The following is a 15493-nucleotide window of genomic DNA, read 5'->3' as shown; positions in this document are numbered from 1 at the left end:
ATGGAGAAGGAGCGCCACAGGAAGGCCGAGCGCCTCGTTGCCGTCCAGCGCCAGTTGAAGCGCGCCGCCGAGACCCGCCATGGGGAGGCGGTGCGCGAGAGGGTGAGGCTCGATGGCGAGACGGCGGACCTCATGGCCGCCCTCGACGATGGCCGCTTCGCCCCGCTGATGCTGGAGAACGTGGCGCGCCGGCTGGAGCGCGTCGCGCTCGCCCGCCAGCAGGCCCATGCCGCCGAGGCAACGGCCGCCGATCAGGTGAAGGCCGAGAGCTTCACCCTGAAGCGCGCCGAGCGCCATGCCGATCGGACCGGCCGCCTCGCCCGCGCAGAGGATGAGCGCGCGGCCACCGACGCCATCGCCGAGGCGAGCCTCATCTCCAGCGGGCGTGCAAGCCTCGCATAAGCATGGCGGGGCAGGGTGGCGTCCGAACCGTTCTCGATGGAAGCCGCACCATGGGCATCTCACCGCCGACCGACCTCGTCTTCGACGTGATGCAGGCCGCCGATGCCGCCCGCGCGCGGCAGGTGATGGGCAAGCTTCAGGCGCTGACCCCCGCGCCCGACGGCGCGTTCCGCACCGAGCTGGACACGGTGGCCGAGGCGAAAGCGGTTGCGCGGACTGAAAAACTGGCGGCCCGAGGCGACAAGGATGCGGCCGCCGCCGCTGCGGCGCTGATCCCACCCGGCGTCGCCTTCTCCGGCGCCAGCCTCACGGGGCTGAAGAACGCCCATGCCCTTGGCCCCCACCACGCGGGCGGCGCCACCGGGGCCGCGCCGCTGGCTGGAACGCCGGATGCCGCATCGCTCCAGAAGTTCGAGGCCATGGTGCTCTCCCAGTTCCTCGACACCATGATGCCCACCAAGGGCGCCTCCTCGAAATCCTCCATGTTCGGCGCCGGCACGGCCGGAGATACCTGGAAATCGCTGCTCACCCAGAAGGTGGGCGAGGAGGCCGCCCGCGCCGGCGGCATCGGCCTCGCCGCGCGCCTCGGCCAATCCTCCGCCGTCTTCGCCAGGGCGAAGGGAGGGGCCGCATGAGCTTCGACAGCGAGCTGAATTTCGCCCGCCCGCCGGCGGTCGTCGCCCTCATCAGCGCCCTCGACCGGCTGGAAGAGACAATCGACATGGAGAATGCGGCGTTCGAGGAGCGCGGCACCCTCGATCTCGTTGAGATCAACCGGCGCAAGAGCCGCGCCTTGCTGGAACTGAGCCGGGTCGCCCGTGGTCTTCCGGACCAATTGGACGCCGCCACAGCCGGGCGGCTCGCGCGGCTGAAGGCGAAGCTCGACCGCAATCAGTATGTCATCGCCCTGCGCATCGCCGCCGCGCGCGAGGTGGGCGCCATCCTCGACCGGGCGCTGGCCGAGGCGGAGTCGGACGGCACCTATTCGGCGCAGTCCGCGCAGTCCGCGCGAGCGGGGGCGGGGGCATGATCCGCTTCGTCATCATCGGCGTGTGGGCCTGCCTTGTGGGGCTCGGCTCCAGCTATGCCGCCGCTTGGTATGCGGCCGGCGCGCCGCGCAAGAGCGAGGAGCCCTATCTCGCCGGCCTCGAATATCGCCGCCTGCCCGCGATCACCGTGCCCATGATCGTGGACGGCAAGCTGCAGGGCTACGTGCTGGCGAAGTTCGTCATCACCGCCGACGCGGCCGAGCTGCGCAAGCTGCCCATGGAGCCCACCGTGTTCGCGGTGAACGCCGCCTTCAGCGAGATCTATGTCAACGGCCGCATCGAGAGCGGCAAGATCACCAAGTACAATCTTCCCGAGATGCTCGGCCGCATCAAGACGAGCACGAATACGTATCTCAACGGCGAGGTCGTCCGCGAGGTGCTCGTGGATTCCCTCAACTATATCGACAAGACCGATATGCGCACCGGCGTCGGCGTCAATGTCGCGAGCTCCTCGGGCGAGAAGCCAGCCGGCAAGTCCGGCGGCCACGGCGAGGGCGACGCCAAGCCGAAGGGCGGGCACTGATCATGCGTGCCTTCCCCCTCGCCCTTTCCCACCTCAGCCGCGGCCCCGCCGCATCGCCCCGGAGCCAGGATCATGGATGATCTCTTGCGCGAGTTCCTGACCGAGACCAGCGAGAGCCTCGACGTCGCCGACGTGGAGCTCGTGAAGTTCGAGCAGGACCCGAACAACGCGCAGATTCTCAACAACATCTTCCGCCTGGTGCACACCATCAAGGGCACCTGCGGCTTCATCGGCCTGCCGCGCCTCGCTTCCCTCGCGCACGCCGCCGAGACGCTGATGGACCGCTTCCGCGAGGGCCGGCCCGTGACCACCGATGCGGTGGGGCTGGTACTGTCCACCATCGATCGCATCAAGCTCCTGCTCCAGCACGTGGAGGAGACCGAGGGCTCCGAGCCCGAGGGCGAGGACCGCGACCTCATCTCGCTCCTCGAAGCCATGGCGGTGGCCGTGGACGCCCCCGCAACTCCGCCACCGGCGCCACCGCCCCAGCCGGCGCCGACGCTGGAACGCCCGCTGCTGCCCGGCGAACTGCCGCTGGACGAGCTGGATCGCATCTTCCGCGAGACCAAGGTGGACCCCATCACGCCCCCGCCCGCCGCCCCGCCTGCCGCCAAGGCCGCCCCGCCCAAGCCGGCGCCGGCCATGCCCAAGGCCGACGTGGAGGCCGCCCACGGCGCGGCTCAGGCGGGCGAGGCCCATGGCGTCGCCGCCCAGTCCATCCGCGTCCACGTGGGGGTGCTGGAACAGCTGATGACCATGGTCTCCGAGCTGGTGCTGACCCGCAACCAGCTGATGGAGATCGCCCGTCGCCACGACGAGCCGGAATACAAGGTCTCCCTGCAGCGCCTGTCCAACGTCACGGGCGAGCTGCAGGAGGCGGTGATGCGCACGCGCATGCAGCCCATCGGCAACGCCTGGCAGAAGCTGCCGCGCATCGTGCGTGACCTCGCGCAGGAGCTGGGCAAGCAGATCGAGCTGGAGCAGGTGGGGGCCGACACCGAGCTGGACCGGCAGGTGCTGGACCAGATCAAGGACCCCCTCACCCACATGGTCCGCAACTCCGCTGACCACGGCCTGGAGATGCCCGAACAGCGCCGCGCCGCGGGCAAGTCCGAGCGCGGCCTCATCCGCCTCTCCGCCTATCACGAGGGCGGCCATGTCATCGTCGAGATTTCCGACGATGGCCGCGGCCTCGACGTCGCGCGCATCAAGCAGAAGGCGCTGGAGAATGGCCTCGCCACCGAGGCCGAGCTGGCGAAGATGCCGGACTCCCAGGTGTTCCGCTTCATTTTCCACGCCGGTCTTTCCACTGCGCAGAAGGTGACAAACGTCTCCGGCCGGGGCGTCGGCATGGATGTGGTGCGCTCCAACCTCGAATCCATCGGCGGCACCGTCGATGTGCGCTCGCGGCAGGGCGAGGGCTCCACCTTCGTCATCAAGATCCCGCTGACGCTCGCCATCGTCCCCGCCCTCATCGTGCGTGCCGCTGGCGAGCGCTTCGCCCTGCCGCAGAGCGCGGTGGAGGAACTGGTGCGGGTGCAGGCGGGGTCGGACCACGAGATAACCTGGCTGAACAACTCGCCGGTGCTCGGCCTGCGCGATCGCCTCCTGCCCATCGTCAGCCTCGGCGCCCTGCTCGGCCTGTCGCCGGAGCGCGACGGGCGCGACGAGGCGCTGTGGGAACGGGCGCTCATCGTGGTGATGAAGGTGGGCCACCAGACGTTCGGCGTGGTGGTGGAGGCGGTGTCCCACACCGAGGAAATCGTGGTGAAGCCCATGGCCTCGGCCCTGCGCCAGCTGCCCATGGTCTCCGGCAGCACCATCCTCGGCGACGGGCGGGTCATCATGATCCTCGATCCCGCGGGCCTCGCCCAGCACGCGGCGGCGCGCGGCGGCGCCGCGGAGGAGACCAGCCATCACGGCGCCGGCCGGCAGGCGCGCGCCAGCCAGAAGCGCTCGTCCCTGCTGCTGTTCCGCGCCGGCTCGCGCGATCTCAAGGCGGTGCCGCTCGGCCTCGTCACCCGCATCGAGGAACTGGAGGTGGCGCGCATCGAGCGCGTCAACGGCTACCCGGTGCTGCAGTATCGCGGCGCGCTGATCCCGGTGCTCTACGCCAACGAGGAGGTCCAGCGCGTGGCCGCCGGCACCCAGCCCATGCTGGTGTTCGCCGATGGCGGGCGCGTCATGGGCCTCGTGGTGGACGAGATCGTCGACATCGTGGAGGCCGAGCTCGACCTGGAGCTGTCGCCCTCCAACATGCCGGAGGTGCTCGGCGCGGCGGTGTTGTCGGGCCAGGCCACCGAGATCCTCGACGTCGCCTTCTACGTGCAGGTGGCCTTCGGCGAGCGCTTCCGCCACCTGGTCCGTTCGTCCGAGCGGCCGCGCCTGCTCCTGGTGGACGAGAGCCCGTTCCACCGCGACCTCTTGGCGCCCATGCTCAATGGCAACGGCTACGAGGTCACGGCCTGTGCCTCCGGTGGTGAGGCGCTGGCGCGGCTCGGCACGGAGGACGGCTTCGACGCCATCGTCAGCGACGTGGACCTGCCGGACATGGACGGCTTCGCCCTCGCCGCCGCGGTGCGTGGCGACCCGCGCATCCGCGAGGTGCCGATCATCGCGCTCGCCACCGCGCAGGACCGCGATGCGCTGGAGCGGGGCCGCGCTGTCGGCTTCACCGACTGCGTCGCCAAGTTCGACCGCTCCGGCCTCATCGCCGCGCTGAAGGAATTCACCGGCCGACAGGGAATTGCCGCATGAACGCCCACACGCCACTCACGAAGGATACGGCCGAAGCCGCCGCGCACGATGTGGTCCAGTACGTGACGGTGCGCATCGGGCCGCAGCTGTTCGGCCTGCCCATCGCGCTCGTGCACGAGGTGTTCGTGCCGGAATCCATCACCCGCGTGCCGCTCGCCCCCGGCGAAATCGCCGGCGTGCTGAACCTGCGGGGACGCATTGTCACCATGGTGGCCATGCGGCGCCTGCTGTCGCTGCCGGACGCGGAGGGCGCGCCCATGGCGGTGGGCATCGAGCACCACGGCGAGGCCTTCGGCCTCATCATCGACGAGGTGGGCGAGGTGCTTTCCCTCGATGCGGCCCGCCGCGAAGCCAACCCGGCCAACCTCGACCCGCGCTGGGCGCAGGTGGCCGCCGGCGTCCATCGCCTCTCAGGCGACCTGATGCTGATCCTCAACGTGGACCTGGTGCTCGATCGGGCCGGCTCGGCCGTCGCCCGCCAGGATGCCGGCAAACGCGCGGAGCTTTGAATGAAGACCTGTCTCGTGGTGGACGACTCCAGCGTCGTCCGCAAGGTTGCCCGCGGCATCCTGGAAGATCTCGGCTTCTGCGTGGAGGAGGCGGCAGACGGCGCCCCGGCGCTGGAGATGTGCGCCCGCGCCATGCCGGACGCCATCCTGCTCGACTGGTCCATGCCGGTGACGGACGGCCTCGCCGTGCTCGAACAGCTCAGGTCGAGCGAGGCCGGGCGCACGCCGAAGGTCATCTTCTGCACCGCCAAGAACGACATGGAGCATATCGCCCGCGCTGTCTCACTGGGGGCCGACGAATACATCATGAAGCCCTTCGATTCCGAAATCCTGCGCGAGAAGCTCGAGGCCGTCGGTCTCCTGGACAGGGTGGACTGATGCCCCAATCCTCAGCCCCCGCCGCGTCCGCGCCGGGCGCGGATGCCCGAATCCGCGTGATGGTGGTGGACGACAGCGTGTTCGTGCGCGGCATCGTCTCGCGCTGGCTGTCGGAAGACCCCGCCTTCGAGCTTGTCGGCACCTTCTCCAACGGGAAGGCGGCGCTGGCCGATCTCGACCGGGTGCAGCCCGACGTGGTCATCCTCGACCTTGAGATGCCGGAGATGGACGGGCTCACCGCCCTGCCGTTGATCCTGCGGCAAAGGCGAAACACCACCGTCATCGTGGCCTCGGCGCTCTCCCGCCGTGGCGCCGAGGTCAGCCTCAAGGCGCTCACGCTGGGCGCCGCGGACTATCTGCCGAAGCCCGACGCCACCAAGGGCACGTTTGCCACCGACGACTTCAAGCGCGAGCTGATGGAGAAGGTGCGCAGCCTCGGCCTGAAGGTGCTGCGGGAGGCCGGCCGTGCGCCCGCCCTCCCGCCGCCCTCCACGCAGCCGCAGGCGGCGGCATTGCCCAGCCAGCCGAGGGGGCCAATCCGCTTGCGACCCTATTCCGTGTCCGACGTCTCGCTCATCGCCGTGGGCAGCTCCACCGGGGGGCCGCAGGCGCTGACCCGCCTGTTCGCAGTGCTCGGGCCCTATATCGACCGCATCCCGGTGGTCATCACCCAGCACATGCCGCCGACCTTCACCGCGCTCCTCGCCGAGCACGTCACCCGCGCCGCGGGGCGGCAGGCGGCGGAGGGGCAGGATGGCGAGGCGCTGTGCGCCGGACGCATCTATATCGCCCCCGGCGGCAAGCACATGCTGCTGGAGCGCGACGGGGCGCGCACCGTCATCCGCCTGTCCGACGGGCCGGCGGTGAATTTCTGCAAGCCGGCGGTGGACCCCATGTTCGACACCGTGGCGCAGATCTACCGCCGCAACGCGTTGGCCCTCGTGCTCACCGGCATGGGCAGCGACGGGGCGCGCGGGGCCGGCATCATCGCCGATGCGGGTGGCAGCGTCATCGTGCAGGACGAGGAGACAAGCGTGGTGTGGGGCATGCCCGGCGCCACCGCCAGCGCAGGCAACGCCAGCGAGGTGCTCCCCCTCCAGGCCATCGGTCCCAAGGTCATCGCCATGCTTGCCAGGAGGCGCGGATGATCCGCCCCGCGGACTACGACTTCTTCGCCCGGTTCCTGAAAGAGAGATCGGGGCTCATCCTCACCGACGACAAGCATTATCTCCTGGAAAGCCGCCTCATTCCCCTGCTCAACCGCTTCGCGATTCCCGATTTCGCGCGGCTGGCGGAGATCCTGAAGAGCAACGAGGCCCCCATCATCGCGGAAGCGGTGGTGGAGGCGATGACCACGAACGAGTCCTTGTTCTTCCGCGACAAGGTGCCGTTCGAGGACATGGCCCGCTCGCTCCTGCCGGCGCTGTGCGCGGCGCGGCTGAAGACGCACACGCTGCGCATCTGGTGCGCCGCCGCCTCGACGGGGCAGGAACCCTATTCCATCGCCATGATGCTGGCCGAGAAGCCGGAACTCACAGGCGGGCGGCGGGTGCAGATCATCGGCACGGACATCTCGAGCGAGGTTCTGGAGCGGGCGCGGGCCGGGCGCTACAACCAGTTCGAGGTGCAGCGCGGGCTCTCGGTGCAGCAATTGCTCAAGTATTTCGTGAAGTCGGGGGACTGGTGGGAGGTCGTTCCGCAGCTGAAAGCCATGATCGAGTATCGCAAGTTCAACCTGCTCGATCCCTTCGGCGGGCTCGGCACGTTCGATCTCATCATGTGCCGGAACGTGCTGATCTATTTCGACGTGCCCACCAAGGCCGACATCCTCGCGCGCATGTCGCGCCAGCTCGCGCCCGACGGCTTCCTCCAGCTCGGCGGGGCGGAGACGGCCATCGGCATCTGCGATGCCTTCCGCCCGCTGCCGGACCATCGCGGCACCTACGTCCACACCCGCGCGCCGGCGACCATCGTCGCCGCCCGGCGGTAGCAGGGGCCAGCCCCCGCGGCCCGGAGCTTGCGCCGGGCGGCTGAGGGATCATTCCGGATCGGAGGCAATCCGGAGCAAGAGGGGTCGATCAATCCGAAGCCGGCGCCGCGGATCCAGCATCCGCCGCCGGCTTCGGCGTTTCCGGGGCCGGTGATCCCGCGGCCACTCCGATTTGGCAATGAATTCGCTCCCAAACCCGTTTCTCTTCAGATTGCTCGCTCCACCGCCGCGTCATAGGGGTTTTGTGTCGTTCGGATCGTCAATAAGTCAGTAAGACATCGACGCCGATCGCGCGGAAATGCTGTGACATGATGGAGGGTATCATGTACGTGGTCGTTGATGAGCGTGCGTCTGTTGCGGAAAGTTATGTGTCGGCGTTCTCTCGCGAAGGTTTTTCTTCGCAGAGCTTCTCGGGTAACGAGTTCCGGGACTGGATCGAGACCACCTCGGACCAGGATCTCGGCGCGGTCGAAAGCTTCCTGATCGGGGAGTCCGAGGCGCGGATCACCTATCCCGACCTCATCCGCTCGCACAGCAAGGCGCCCATCATCGCGCTGGAGGATGTGAAGTCCCTCACCCAGACGCTGGAACTCTTCACCGCCGGCATCGACGACGTGGTGCGCAAGCCCGTCCATGTGCGCGAGATCGTGGCCCGCGCGGATGCGGTGTGGCGGCGGGTGCGCTCGGGCGACATCCAGATGCCGCTCGACGAGCGCCTGCGCGTGTTCTTCGATGGCCGCGACCCGGAAGTGGACGGAGAGCCCCTGGCCCTGCCGCGCCGCGAGCGGCACATCCTCGAATATCTCGTGAAGAATTCGAAGCGCCGGGTCACCAAGACCCAGATCTTCAACACCATCTACGGCATCTTCAACGAAGACGTGGACGAGAGCGTGGTCGAGGGCCACATGAGCAAGCTGCGCAAGAAGCTGCGCCTGAAGCTCGGCCGCGACGTCATCGATGCCCGCCGCTATCTCGGCTACCAGTACGTCGGCTGAGCGGGCGAAAGAGTCCCGCAGAATTGCAAGCTACAACCCAGCTTGATTGGCTAGGACGGGACGGATCTTTGTCTTTCAAATCCGAGACAAGTTCGAGACAACCCGAAAATGGGGAGACAAAAATGCGTCTGACCGTCAAGAGTACATTGATCGGCCTCTATCTTGTCCTGGTCGCTCTGGCGGCCGGACAGGGGGTTCTGGCCCTCACCAAGCTCAGCCACCTCAACGACAATACGACGGAAATCACCACCAACTGGCTCCCGAGCGTGCGCGCCGTGGGCGAGGTCAAGTATACGATGACCCGGGTTCGCGTCGCGGCCATGCGCATCCTCCTTGTGACGGACCCCAAGGAAAGCGCGGCCCTTCAGTCGCGCATGACACGTCTCCTCGCCGAGAACGGCAAGGCGATGTCGGACTATGAGAAGCTCATTTCCAGCCAGGAAGAGCGCAATCTCTGGAACTCGGTGATGGTGCACTGGGCTGACTACACGCAGGCCCAGGCGGAATTCCTCGGCAAGCACCAGTCCGGCATGGTGGAAGAGGCTGTCGAACTGGCGAGCAAGACCCTTGTCTTGTTCGATTCGGTCGTCACCGGCCTCGACAAGAACGTTGAACTCAACGACCGGTCCGCCGAGGCGGCCGCTGCCTCTTCTGTTGCGGATTACAACGAGGCGCGCTTCGTCCTGCTTGTGTCCATCGGCGTCCAGATCGTGCTCGGCCTTGCCGCCGTCGCCTTCATCGTCATCGGCATCACCCGCCCGCTCAACCGCGTCACCGACGCCATGGGCAAGATCGCCGGCGGCGCCCTCGAGACCGATGTGCCGAACCGCGAGACCAAGAACGAGATCGGCGACATCGCCCGCACCCTCGAGGTGTTCCGCGACGGCCTCGTCGAGACCGAGAACCTGCGCGCCGAGCAGAAGCGCAAGGAAGAGGAGATGGCGCAGCAGCTCGTCGCCGAGCGTGTCTCCATCGCCAATTCCTTCCAGAGCCGCATGGGTGCCCTCGCCGAGCGCTTCTCCGGCTCGTCCGGCGAGGTGGCGGACGCCGCCCGCAATCTCTCGGCCACGGCGGAGGAAACGTCCCGCCAGGCGCAGTCGGTGACGATCGCCGCCGAGGGGGCATCCGACAACGTGCAGACGGTCGCCGCCTCCGCCGAGGAGCTGTCCGCCTCCATCCGCGAGATGAGCGACCAGGTTTCGAACTCGGCGGTCATCGCCCGCTCGGCGGCCGAGGAGGCCGAGCGCACCAACGACAACATCCGCCAGCTCTCCGAGGCGGCCCAGTCCATCGGGCAGGTGCTGAACCTCATCAAGGAGATCGCCGAGCAGACCAACCTCCTCGCCCTCAACGCCACCATCGAGGCGGCGCGGGCGGGCGATGCGGGCCGCGGCTTCGCGGTGGTCGCCTCCGAGGTGAAGGAGCTCGCCGCCCAGACGGCGAAGGCCACCGACGAAATCTCCATGAAGATCGGCGAGATCCAGCACGCGACCTCGGCCACGGTGACCTCGATCCAGAGCATCGTGACCACCATCAACAACGTGCGTGATCTGACCGCCATCATCGCCGGCGCGGTGGAGGAGCAGCGGGCCGCCACCAGCGAGATCGCCGCCAACACCCACCGGGCAGCCCAGGGTGCCACCCAGGTGACGAACAACATGTCCGGCGTCGGCCAGGCCGCCGGCATGACCGGCTCCGCCGCGACCCAGCTCATGAGCCTGTCCTCGGCCCTCTCCGAGCAGTCGCAGGATCTCCAGCGCGAGGTGACGAGCTTCGTCTCCACCCTGCGCGCCGCCTGATCCGCGCCGCACAAGAACAAGGGCCGGTGTCGGGAGACACCGGCCCTTTTCATTTGCGGAATTTGGTTCAGTCGAGCTTGATGCCGAAGCGGTCGGCCTGGCGCCGCACGAAGGCCTCCATGCGGCCGCGGCCCTGCTCTGTCAGCACCACCAGGATGCGCCGCCGGTCGCGGGCGTCCGGCACGCGCTTCACCAGCTCCGCCGTCTCCAGATCGTCGATGCGGCGCAGCGCCGTGGTGGTGGGCGCGCCGGAGGCGATGCACAGGCTGGTGACGGAGATGGGGCGGGCGCTGGCCTCCGCCACCGCGAGGTCGAGCATCATCTCCCACGCGGGATCGGAGAACAGGCCGGCCTGAAAGATGGCGTCGCGGTCGGCGCGGGCGGCGACGAGCGCCTTCATGTAGTTCGGCCGGGCGATGGTGGCGGGTGGATCGTCCTCGCCGTTCGCCGTCAGCGCCTCGTCCTCGACGATGGCCAGCGCGCGCTGGATGGCATGGGCCACCTCCTCGGCGGCGAGGGGCTTCTGGAGGAAGTCCACCGCCTGGAGGCGCAGCGCGCCCACGGCGCGGTCGAGGGAGGCATGGCCGGTGATGACGATGGCGGCCATGGGATGCTTGCGGCGCCGCACCGAGAGCTTCTGCAGCAGCTCGATGCCGTCGATGCGCGGCATCTGCAGGTCGGTGACGATCACCTTCAGGGGATCGTTGCGCTGCACGAGGTCCAGCGCTTCCACGGCTGTGGTCGCGGTGAGCGAGGGAATGCCGAGCATCGAGAGGCCGTCGTGCAGTTCTTCCAGCACGTCGGGATCGTCATCGACCAGAAGCACCTGCGGCTCGGCCATTTCGCCTGGGCCATGCTTGGGGCTGTCATTGCGCATTATCTGGCTTGGCGTCCTCGCGTTTGGCTTCCTCGACCTTGACGTCCCCGGTTGTGGCGTCCGGTTTGTTCCATTCCTTGAACATCGCAATCAGTTCGGCAAGGGCAAGTTTGCGCGATATCAGAAAACCTTGGACCAGATCGGCCCCCATCGCCTTGACCCGTGACAAATCCTCTTCGGTCTCAATGCCTTCGGCTACCACCTTGAGGCCGAGGCGATGGCCGAGCTGGATCAGCGCCTCAAGGATGCTGCGCGACTTCTCGGTGCCGCGGGACTGCACGATCAGCGCGCGGTCGACCTTCAGCTCGGTGATGGGCAGGCGGGCCAGCTGGAGCAGGCCGCTCTGCCGCTGCCCCACGTCGTCCAGGGCGATGCCAAATCCCGCCATGCGCATCTGGGCGAGTGCCATCAGCGCATCGCTGGAGGAGCCGTAAAGCGCGTCTTCCGTCAGTTCCAGGATGACGTCCGCGGGGGTGAGGCCGGCATTGCGGACCGTGGTGGCGAGCAGATTGGACGCTTGGCGCTCGGTGAGTACGTCGAGCGGCATGTTGATGCTGACGGGGCCGCGAAGGCCGGCCGCCTGCCACGCCGCGGCCCCCCGCGCGGCGGTCTCGACCACGCGAAGCGTGAGCCGCCGCATCAGATCGGGATTGACTGATGCGGCCGCGATCACGGCAGACGGCGAGATCCGGCCGAGGCCGGGCCACGCGTCGCCGAGCAGCGCCTCGGCTCCCGCGAAGGTGCGGTGGTCCGGGTGGCACTTGGGCTGGAACTTCACAGGCACGGTGTCGGCGGCGAGAGAAGCTTCCACCGAGGCAATCACCTGCGCCTCGGACGGCGCGCCGCCGGGGGCGCCGCGATCGAACTCCTGGGCCGCATCGCCACCGATGAGAGCCAGCAGGTCTTCGGGATCGAACGGCTTGTGCAGCGTGCCAAGGACGCGGATGTTGCTCATGCGCCCGGCCTCCGCGGCGGCCGCAATCACATCTACGTCACTTCCGCTGATGAGGACCACTTGAGGGCTCAGCACGCAGCGACAGAGATTGCGCAGCACGTCCACGCCGTCGATTCCCGGCATGTTCAAGTCGAGCAGGAGAATGTCGGTCTGGCACATGCGGGCCGGGGTCAAAGTCTCCGGTTGGGAGGTATGATCCACTTGGTGTCCGGCGAACGTGAGGTATTCTGCTAAGTCTTCCCGGAAAGCGTCGTCATCGTCGAGGATGAGGATCCGCCGAAGATTTGCGCGTCCGGCACGATGATTGACCGGATCGCGTTCCGCCGACATGGAGCACCTCTTTTCACGGCGCCCGAATCTTTTAGATTGCCCAAGGCGTTCCGCTCTTGTCTTTTATATTTCACTCCGGTTGTCACATTGCAAGGCGGCAACTGATCCGGATTTCGCTCCAAAACGGAATGAGTTGGCCTTGACGAAAAGTCAGGCCAAGCGTGGAGTGCGGCGCAGCACCGATAGCCGCCAATTGATACCGTCCGAATAGGTCCGACGGCAGATGAATCACGTTCTCATTGTCGATGACGAACCGGAATATCTCGACGAACTGGTCGAGGCTCTTGGCTTTCGCGGCCTGTCGACCTGCTCCGTGGGGCGCGGCGTGGATGCTCTCGACGTGCTCGCCCGCGATCCCGATATCCGCGTGGTGCTCACCGACATGCGGATGCCGGACATGGACGGCGTCGCCCTGGTGGAAACGATGCTCGGGCGATTCCCCACCCGTGATCTGCACTTTCTGATGATGACGGGCCATGCCGCCGAGGCCGACATGGCGCGGGCCCGGGAGGTCGGCGTGCTGCGCTGCTTCCCGAAGCCGCTGGCCTTTGATGCCCTGTGCGAGGCCCTGGTCGAGCTTGGAGGTGTCGCCGATGCCCGCACCTGACGCCCCCTCGCGCCCGGACGGCCGGGGCTTCAACCGCGTCACGCTGATGCTGGGAGGGCTCGTCTTCCTCGTCGGCGTCATTCCGCTCGTCGCGGCGCTGGTGCTGTTCCAGCTGCACAGCCAGGCCGAGATGGAGAAGGCGGAGATCTCGGCGCACCGCATGGCGACACTGCTGATGCGCAGCTTCGAGCAGGCGGTGGAGCCCATCGACGCCCTGCTGCAGAACTTCGCCAGCGGCCACGACAGTAGCGCCTCACCCTACCAGATCTACGAGCAGCTGAAGGATTTCAACGTCCCGGCCTCGCTGGTCCAGCTCGCCGTCACGGATAAGAACGGGATTATGGTCGCGACCAGCCTTGCGCCGCCCGGGCCGGAGAAGGTGGATCTCTCCGATCGCGAGCATATCCGCGTGCACATGGGCAAGGACCCGGCGAAGGGGCAGCTCTTCATCAGCAAGCCGGTGCTCGGCCGCGTCTCCAAGAAATGGACCATCCAGCTCACCCGGCCGCTGAGCGACGCCCAAGGTGAGTTCGCCGGCGTGGTGGTCGCCTCCTATGCCATCAGCGACTTCATCGACTTCTACAAGCAGCTGCGCACCGAGGAGGGCGAGCTGATTGCCCTGATGGGCACCGACGGCATCGCCCGCGCCCGTGCCACCAGCAAGACCAGCTTCGGCGACGACATCTCCAAATCCGCAGCCTTCATCGCCGCCATGCAGAATGGTGGCGGAACCTATCACCAGGCGAGCACCATCGACGGCGTGGAGCGGGTTGGCTACACCGTGCGATCCGGCAAATATCCGATCCTCGTCTCCGTCGCCTATTCAACCGATTTTGTCCGCGGCCAGACCGCGGACTTCAAGGCGGCGATCTGGAGCACGGCGGCCGGCCTGTCCATTGCCCTCCTGGTGATGGTCGCGGTGGGCGGCAGCTACCTCAACCTGCAGAAGCGGCTGGAGGCGCAGGAGGTGCAGGCGCTCGCCCGCCTGCGCGAAGCCAACGTGCTCGATGCCATCAGCCGGGTGCCCGGTGTCTCGGTGATGCATGTCACGCCGGACGGCGCCACCGAGATCGGCTCGCCGCCCGACGGCGCGCTCGGATGCCTCATGCACAACTATCTGGGCAGCCGACGCTTCCGCAACCTCGTCGACGACATCAAGGAACCCCGCCACATCACCGAGCACCTCTCCGATGGCGGGACCGACCTGGAGGCGGAGATCGTCGTCGCACCCCTGCAGGGCATGGACAGGGGCGGTTCCGGTGGCCAGGAGGTGGTGGTCGTCGCGGTCGACCAGACCCAGCGGCGGATGGAGGAGAACAAGCTCTACCAGATGTCCAAGCTCGCCTCGCTGGGCGAGGTGGCGACCGGGCTTGCCCACGAGATCAACCAGCCCCTCGGCGTCATCCGCCTTGCCGCGTCCAACGCGCTTACCGGCATGAAGATGGGGCTGCCGCCCGAGCACCTCGTCTCCAAGCTCGACCGCATCGTGCAGCAGACGACGCGGATGAGCCGGATCATCGACCACATGCGCATCTTCGGCCGCAAGAGCGACGAGCACCTCCAGCCCTCCGGGCCGCTCGATGCGGTGGAGGGCGCGCTGCAGGTGGTGGGGGCGCATCTGCGCCTCGACAATGTCGAGGTCCGGACCGCGCAGGGGTCGGACATCCCGCAGGTGCTGTGCCGGCAGGACCAGCTGGAACAGGTCATCATCAACCTGATCCAGAATGCCCGCGACGCCATCGTCGAGCGTCGCACCCGCACCGGCGAGGACTTCCCCGGCCTCATCCAGCTCAGCGTCGGTTCCGAGCCCGGCAAGACGGGCCGCGTGCTGCGCATCCGCGTGGAAGACAATGGCGGCGGCATCCCCGACGAGGTGCGGGAGCGCATCTTCCAGCCCTTCTTCACCACCAAGCCGCCCGGCAAGGGCACGGGGCTCGGCCTGTCCGTGAGCTTCGGCATCATCCGCGACCATGGCGGCGCGCTCTCCGTCGAGAACGGGGAGGGCGGCGCGGTCTTCACCATCGAGCTTCCCGCGCTCGAGGAGAAGCCGGCGGCGCAGGCCGTCTGAGGCCCTGCGCGCGGCCGCCGCGGCCATCGGGGGCATTCCGCAACGCCGCACTGCCGCTCATTCCATCCGCCCCCGCGAAGGTGCTGCGCGCAGATCCGGCCGTCCCGGCGCGGCTTTGCTGCGCGCTGCGCTGCACCATCGAAATGGGCGGAATTAATCAGTATCACCTCATTTATGGATTTCCTTCGACCACCAAAGTGGCAGCAATCTGCGCGATTTCCCGGCAATAAGCTCACATCAGCGCCATTTTGCAG

General features: G+C 67.6%; 15 protein-coding genes. 13 read left to right on the top strand and 2 right to left on the bottom strand.

Going from position 1 to position 15493, the window contains the following annotated elements; genetic code table 11:
• The 11 genes from EJ105_RS03125 to EJ105_RS03075 all read left to right on the top strand — a co-directional run bounded on the left by EJ105_RS03125 (nucleotide 1) and on the right by EJ105_RS03075 (nucleotide 10402).
• A complete protein-coding gene (locus tag EJ105_RS03125; protein WP_250165267.1) occupies nucleotides 1–402 on the top strand; it encodes a hypothetical protein in 402 nt (133 codons plus the stop codon).
• Between the two features lie 50 nt (nucleotides 403–452).
• On the top strand, nucleotides 453–1037 hold the full coding sequence (locus EJ105_RS03120; RefSeq protein ID WP_250165266.1) for a rod-binding protein: 585 nt from the start codon (nucleotides 453–455) through the stop codon (nucleotides 1035–1037).
• Nucleotides 1034–1432, top strand: coding sequence for a hypothetical protein (locus tag EJ105_RS03115; protein WP_250165265.1), 399 nt, complete (start codon nucleotides 1034–1036; stop codon nucleotides 1430–1432). Before EJ105_RS03120 ends, EJ105_RS03115 begins: the two co-directional genes overlap by 4 nt.
• Nucleotides 1429–1974 carry a hypothetical protein gene (locus EJ105_RS03110; protein ID WP_250165264.1) on the top strand — a complete coding sequence of 182 codons (546 nt, stop codon included), beginning with the start codon at nucleotides 1429–1431 and terminating at the stop codon, nucleotides 1972–1974. The genes EJ105_RS03115 and EJ105_RS03110 overlap by 4 nt, the downstream gene beginning before the upstream one ends.
• Nucleotides 1975–2046: 72 nt before the next feature.
• Nucleotides 2047–4731: a hybrid sensor histidine kinase/response regulator gene (locus EJ105_RS03105; protein ID WP_250165263.1), complete on the top strand. Its 2685-nt coding sequence runs from the start codon at nucleotides 2047–2049 to the stop codon at nucleotides 4729–4731.
• A complete protein-coding gene (locus EJ105_RS03100) occupies nucleotides 4728–5240 on the top strand; it encodes a chemotaxis protein CheW (RefSeq protein WP_024276898.1) in 513 nt (170 codons plus the stop codon). Before EJ105_RS03105 ends, EJ105_RS03100 begins: the two co-directional genes overlap by 4 nt.
• Entirely contained in the window at nucleotides 5241–5618 is a 378-nt protein-coding gene (locus EJ105_RS03095; protein ID WP_250165262.1) for a response regulator, read from the top strand.
• A complete protein-coding gene (locus EJ105_RS03090) occupies nucleotides 5618–6766 on the top strand; it encodes a protein-glutamate methylesterase/protein-glutamine glutaminase (RefSeq protein WP_250165261.1) in 1149 nt (382 codons plus the stop codon). The genes EJ105_RS03095 and EJ105_RS03090 overlap by 1 nt, the downstream gene beginning before the upstream one ends.
• Entirely contained in the window at nucleotides 6763–7608 is an 846-nt protein-coding gene (locus EJ105_RS03085) for a CheR family methyltransferase (RefSeq protein WP_038192745.1), read from the top strand. The genes EJ105_RS03090 and EJ105_RS03085 overlap by 4 nt, the downstream gene beginning before the upstream one ends.
• Nucleotides 7609–7931: 323 nt before the next feature.
• The gene (locus tag EJ105_RS03080; RefSeq protein WP_024276902.1) at nucleotides 7932–8603 is read left to right on the top strand and encodes a response regulator transcription factor; all 672 of its coding nucleotides are present in this window, start codon (nucleotides 7932–7934) and stop codon (nucleotides 8601–8603) included.
• 122 nt (nucleotides 8604–8725) lie between these two features.
• Nucleotides 8726–10402, top strand: coding sequence for a methyl-accepting chemotaxis protein (locus tag EJ105_RS03075; protein WP_250165260.1), 1677 nt, complete (start codon nucleotides 8726–8728; stop codon nucleotides 10400–10402).
• Between the two features lie 67 nt (nucleotides 10403–10469).
• On the opposite strand, the gene EJ105_RS03070 is transcribed toward EJ105_RS03075, so the two are convergent.
• Nucleotides 10470–11243, bottom strand: coding sequence for a response regulator (locus EJ105_RS03070; RefSeq protein ID WP_250165259.1), 774 nt, complete (start codon nucleotides 11241–11243; stop codon nucleotides 10470–10472).
• Between the two features lie 25 nt (nucleotides 11244–11268).
• Complete coding sequence (locus tag EJ105_RS03065) at nucleotides 11269–12564, bottom strand: EAL domain-containing response regulator (protein WP_250165258.1); 1296 nt, start codon at nucleotides 12562–12564, stop codon at nucleotides 11269–11271.
• A gap of 223 nt (nucleotides 12565–12787) precedes the next feature.
• Between EJ105_RS03065 and EJ105_RS03060 the strand changes: the two genes are divergently transcribed.
• A complete protein-coding gene (locus EJ105_RS03060; protein WP_250165257.1) occupies nucleotides 12788–13171 on the top strand; it encodes a response regulator in 384 nt (127 codons plus the stop codon).
• Nucleotides 13158–15239 carry an ATP-binding protein gene (locus EJ105_RS03055; protein WP_250165256.1) on the top strand — a complete coding sequence of 694 codons (2082 nt, stop codon included), beginning with the start codon at nucleotides 13158–13160 and terminating at the stop codon, nucleotides 15237–15239. Before EJ105_RS03060 ends, EJ105_RS03055 begins: the two co-directional genes overlap by 14 nt.
• Nucleotides 15240–15493: the final 254 nt, after the last annotated feature.

This window comes from Xanthobacter aminoxidans (assembly GCF_023571765.1).
GTDB classification, from domain to species: Bacteria; Pseudomonadota; Alphaproteobacteria; order Rhizobiales; family Xanthobacteraceae; genus Xanthobacter; species Xanthobacter aminoxidans.
Note: the sequence above shows the minus strand (reverse complement) of the source record. Positions and strands in the feature narration are given on the sequence as shown.

What these genes read in the sequence shown, in the direction of transcription:
- EJ105_RS03085 (WP_038192745.1), top strand. Translation starts at nt 6,763, where the DNA reads ATGATCCGCCCCGCGGACTACGACTTCTTCGCCCGGTTCCTGAAAGAG.
- EJ105_RS03060 (WP_250165257.1), top strand. Translation starts at nt 12,788, where the DNA reads ATGAATCACGTTCTCATTGTCGATGACGAACCGGAATATCTCGACGAA.
- EJ105_RS03105 (WP_250165263.1), top strand. Translation starts at nt 2,047, where the DNA reads ATGGATGATCTCTTGCGCGAGTTCCTGACCGAGACCAGCGAGAGCCTC.
- EJ105_RS03070 (WP_250165259.1), bottom strand. Translation starts at nt 11,243, where the DNA reads ATGGCCGAGCCGCAGGTGCTTCTGGTCGATGACGATCCCGACGTGCTG.
- EJ105_RS03095 (WP_250165262.1), top strand. Translation starts at nt 5,241, where the DNA reads ATGAAGACCTGTCTCGTGGTGGACGACTCCAGCGTCGTCCGCAAGGTT.
- EJ105_RS03055 (WP_250165256.1), top strand. Translation starts at nt 13,158, where the DNA reads ATGCCCGCACCTGACGCCCCCTCGCGCCCGGACGGCCGGGGCTTCAAC.
- EJ105_RS03125 (WP_250165267.1), top strand. Translation starts at nt 1, where the DNA reads ATGGAGAAGGAGCGCCACAGGAAGGCCGAGCGCCTCGTTGCCGTCCAG.
- EJ105_RS03080 (WP_024276902.1), top strand. Translation starts at nt 7,932, where the DNA reads ATGTACGTGGTCGTTGATGAGCGTGCGTCTGTTGCGGAAAGTTATGTG.
- EJ105_RS03090 (WP_250165261.1), top strand. Translation starts at nt 5,618, where the DNA reads ATGCCCCAATCCTCAGCCCCCGCCGCGTCCGCGCCGGGCGCGGATGCC.
- EJ105_RS03065 (WP_250165258.1), bottom strand. Translation starts at nt 12,564, where the DNA reads ATGTCGGCGGAACGCGATCCGGTCAATCATCGTGCCGGACGCGCAAAT.
- EJ105_RS03115 (WP_250165265.1), top strand. Translation starts at nt 1,034, where the DNA reads ATGAGCTTCGACAGCGAGCTGAATTTCGCCCGCCCGCCGGCGGTCGTC.
- EJ105_RS03075 (WP_250165260.1), top strand. Translation starts at nt 8,726, where the DNA reads ATGCGTCTGACCGTCAAGAGTACATTGATCGGCCTCTATCTTGTCCTG.
- EJ105_RS03120 (WP_250165266.1), top strand. Translation starts at nt 453, where the DNA reads ATGGGCATCTCACCGCCGACCGACCTCGTCTTCGACGTGATGCAGGCC.
- EJ105_RS03110 (WP_250165264.1), top strand. Translation starts at nt 1,429, where the DNA reads ATGATCCGCTTCGTCATCATCGGCGTGTGGGCCTGCCTTGTGGGGCTC.
- EJ105_RS03100 (WP_024276898.1), top strand. Translation starts at nt 4,728, where the DNA reads ATGAACGCCCACACGCCACTCACGAAGGATACGGCCGAAGCCGCCGCG.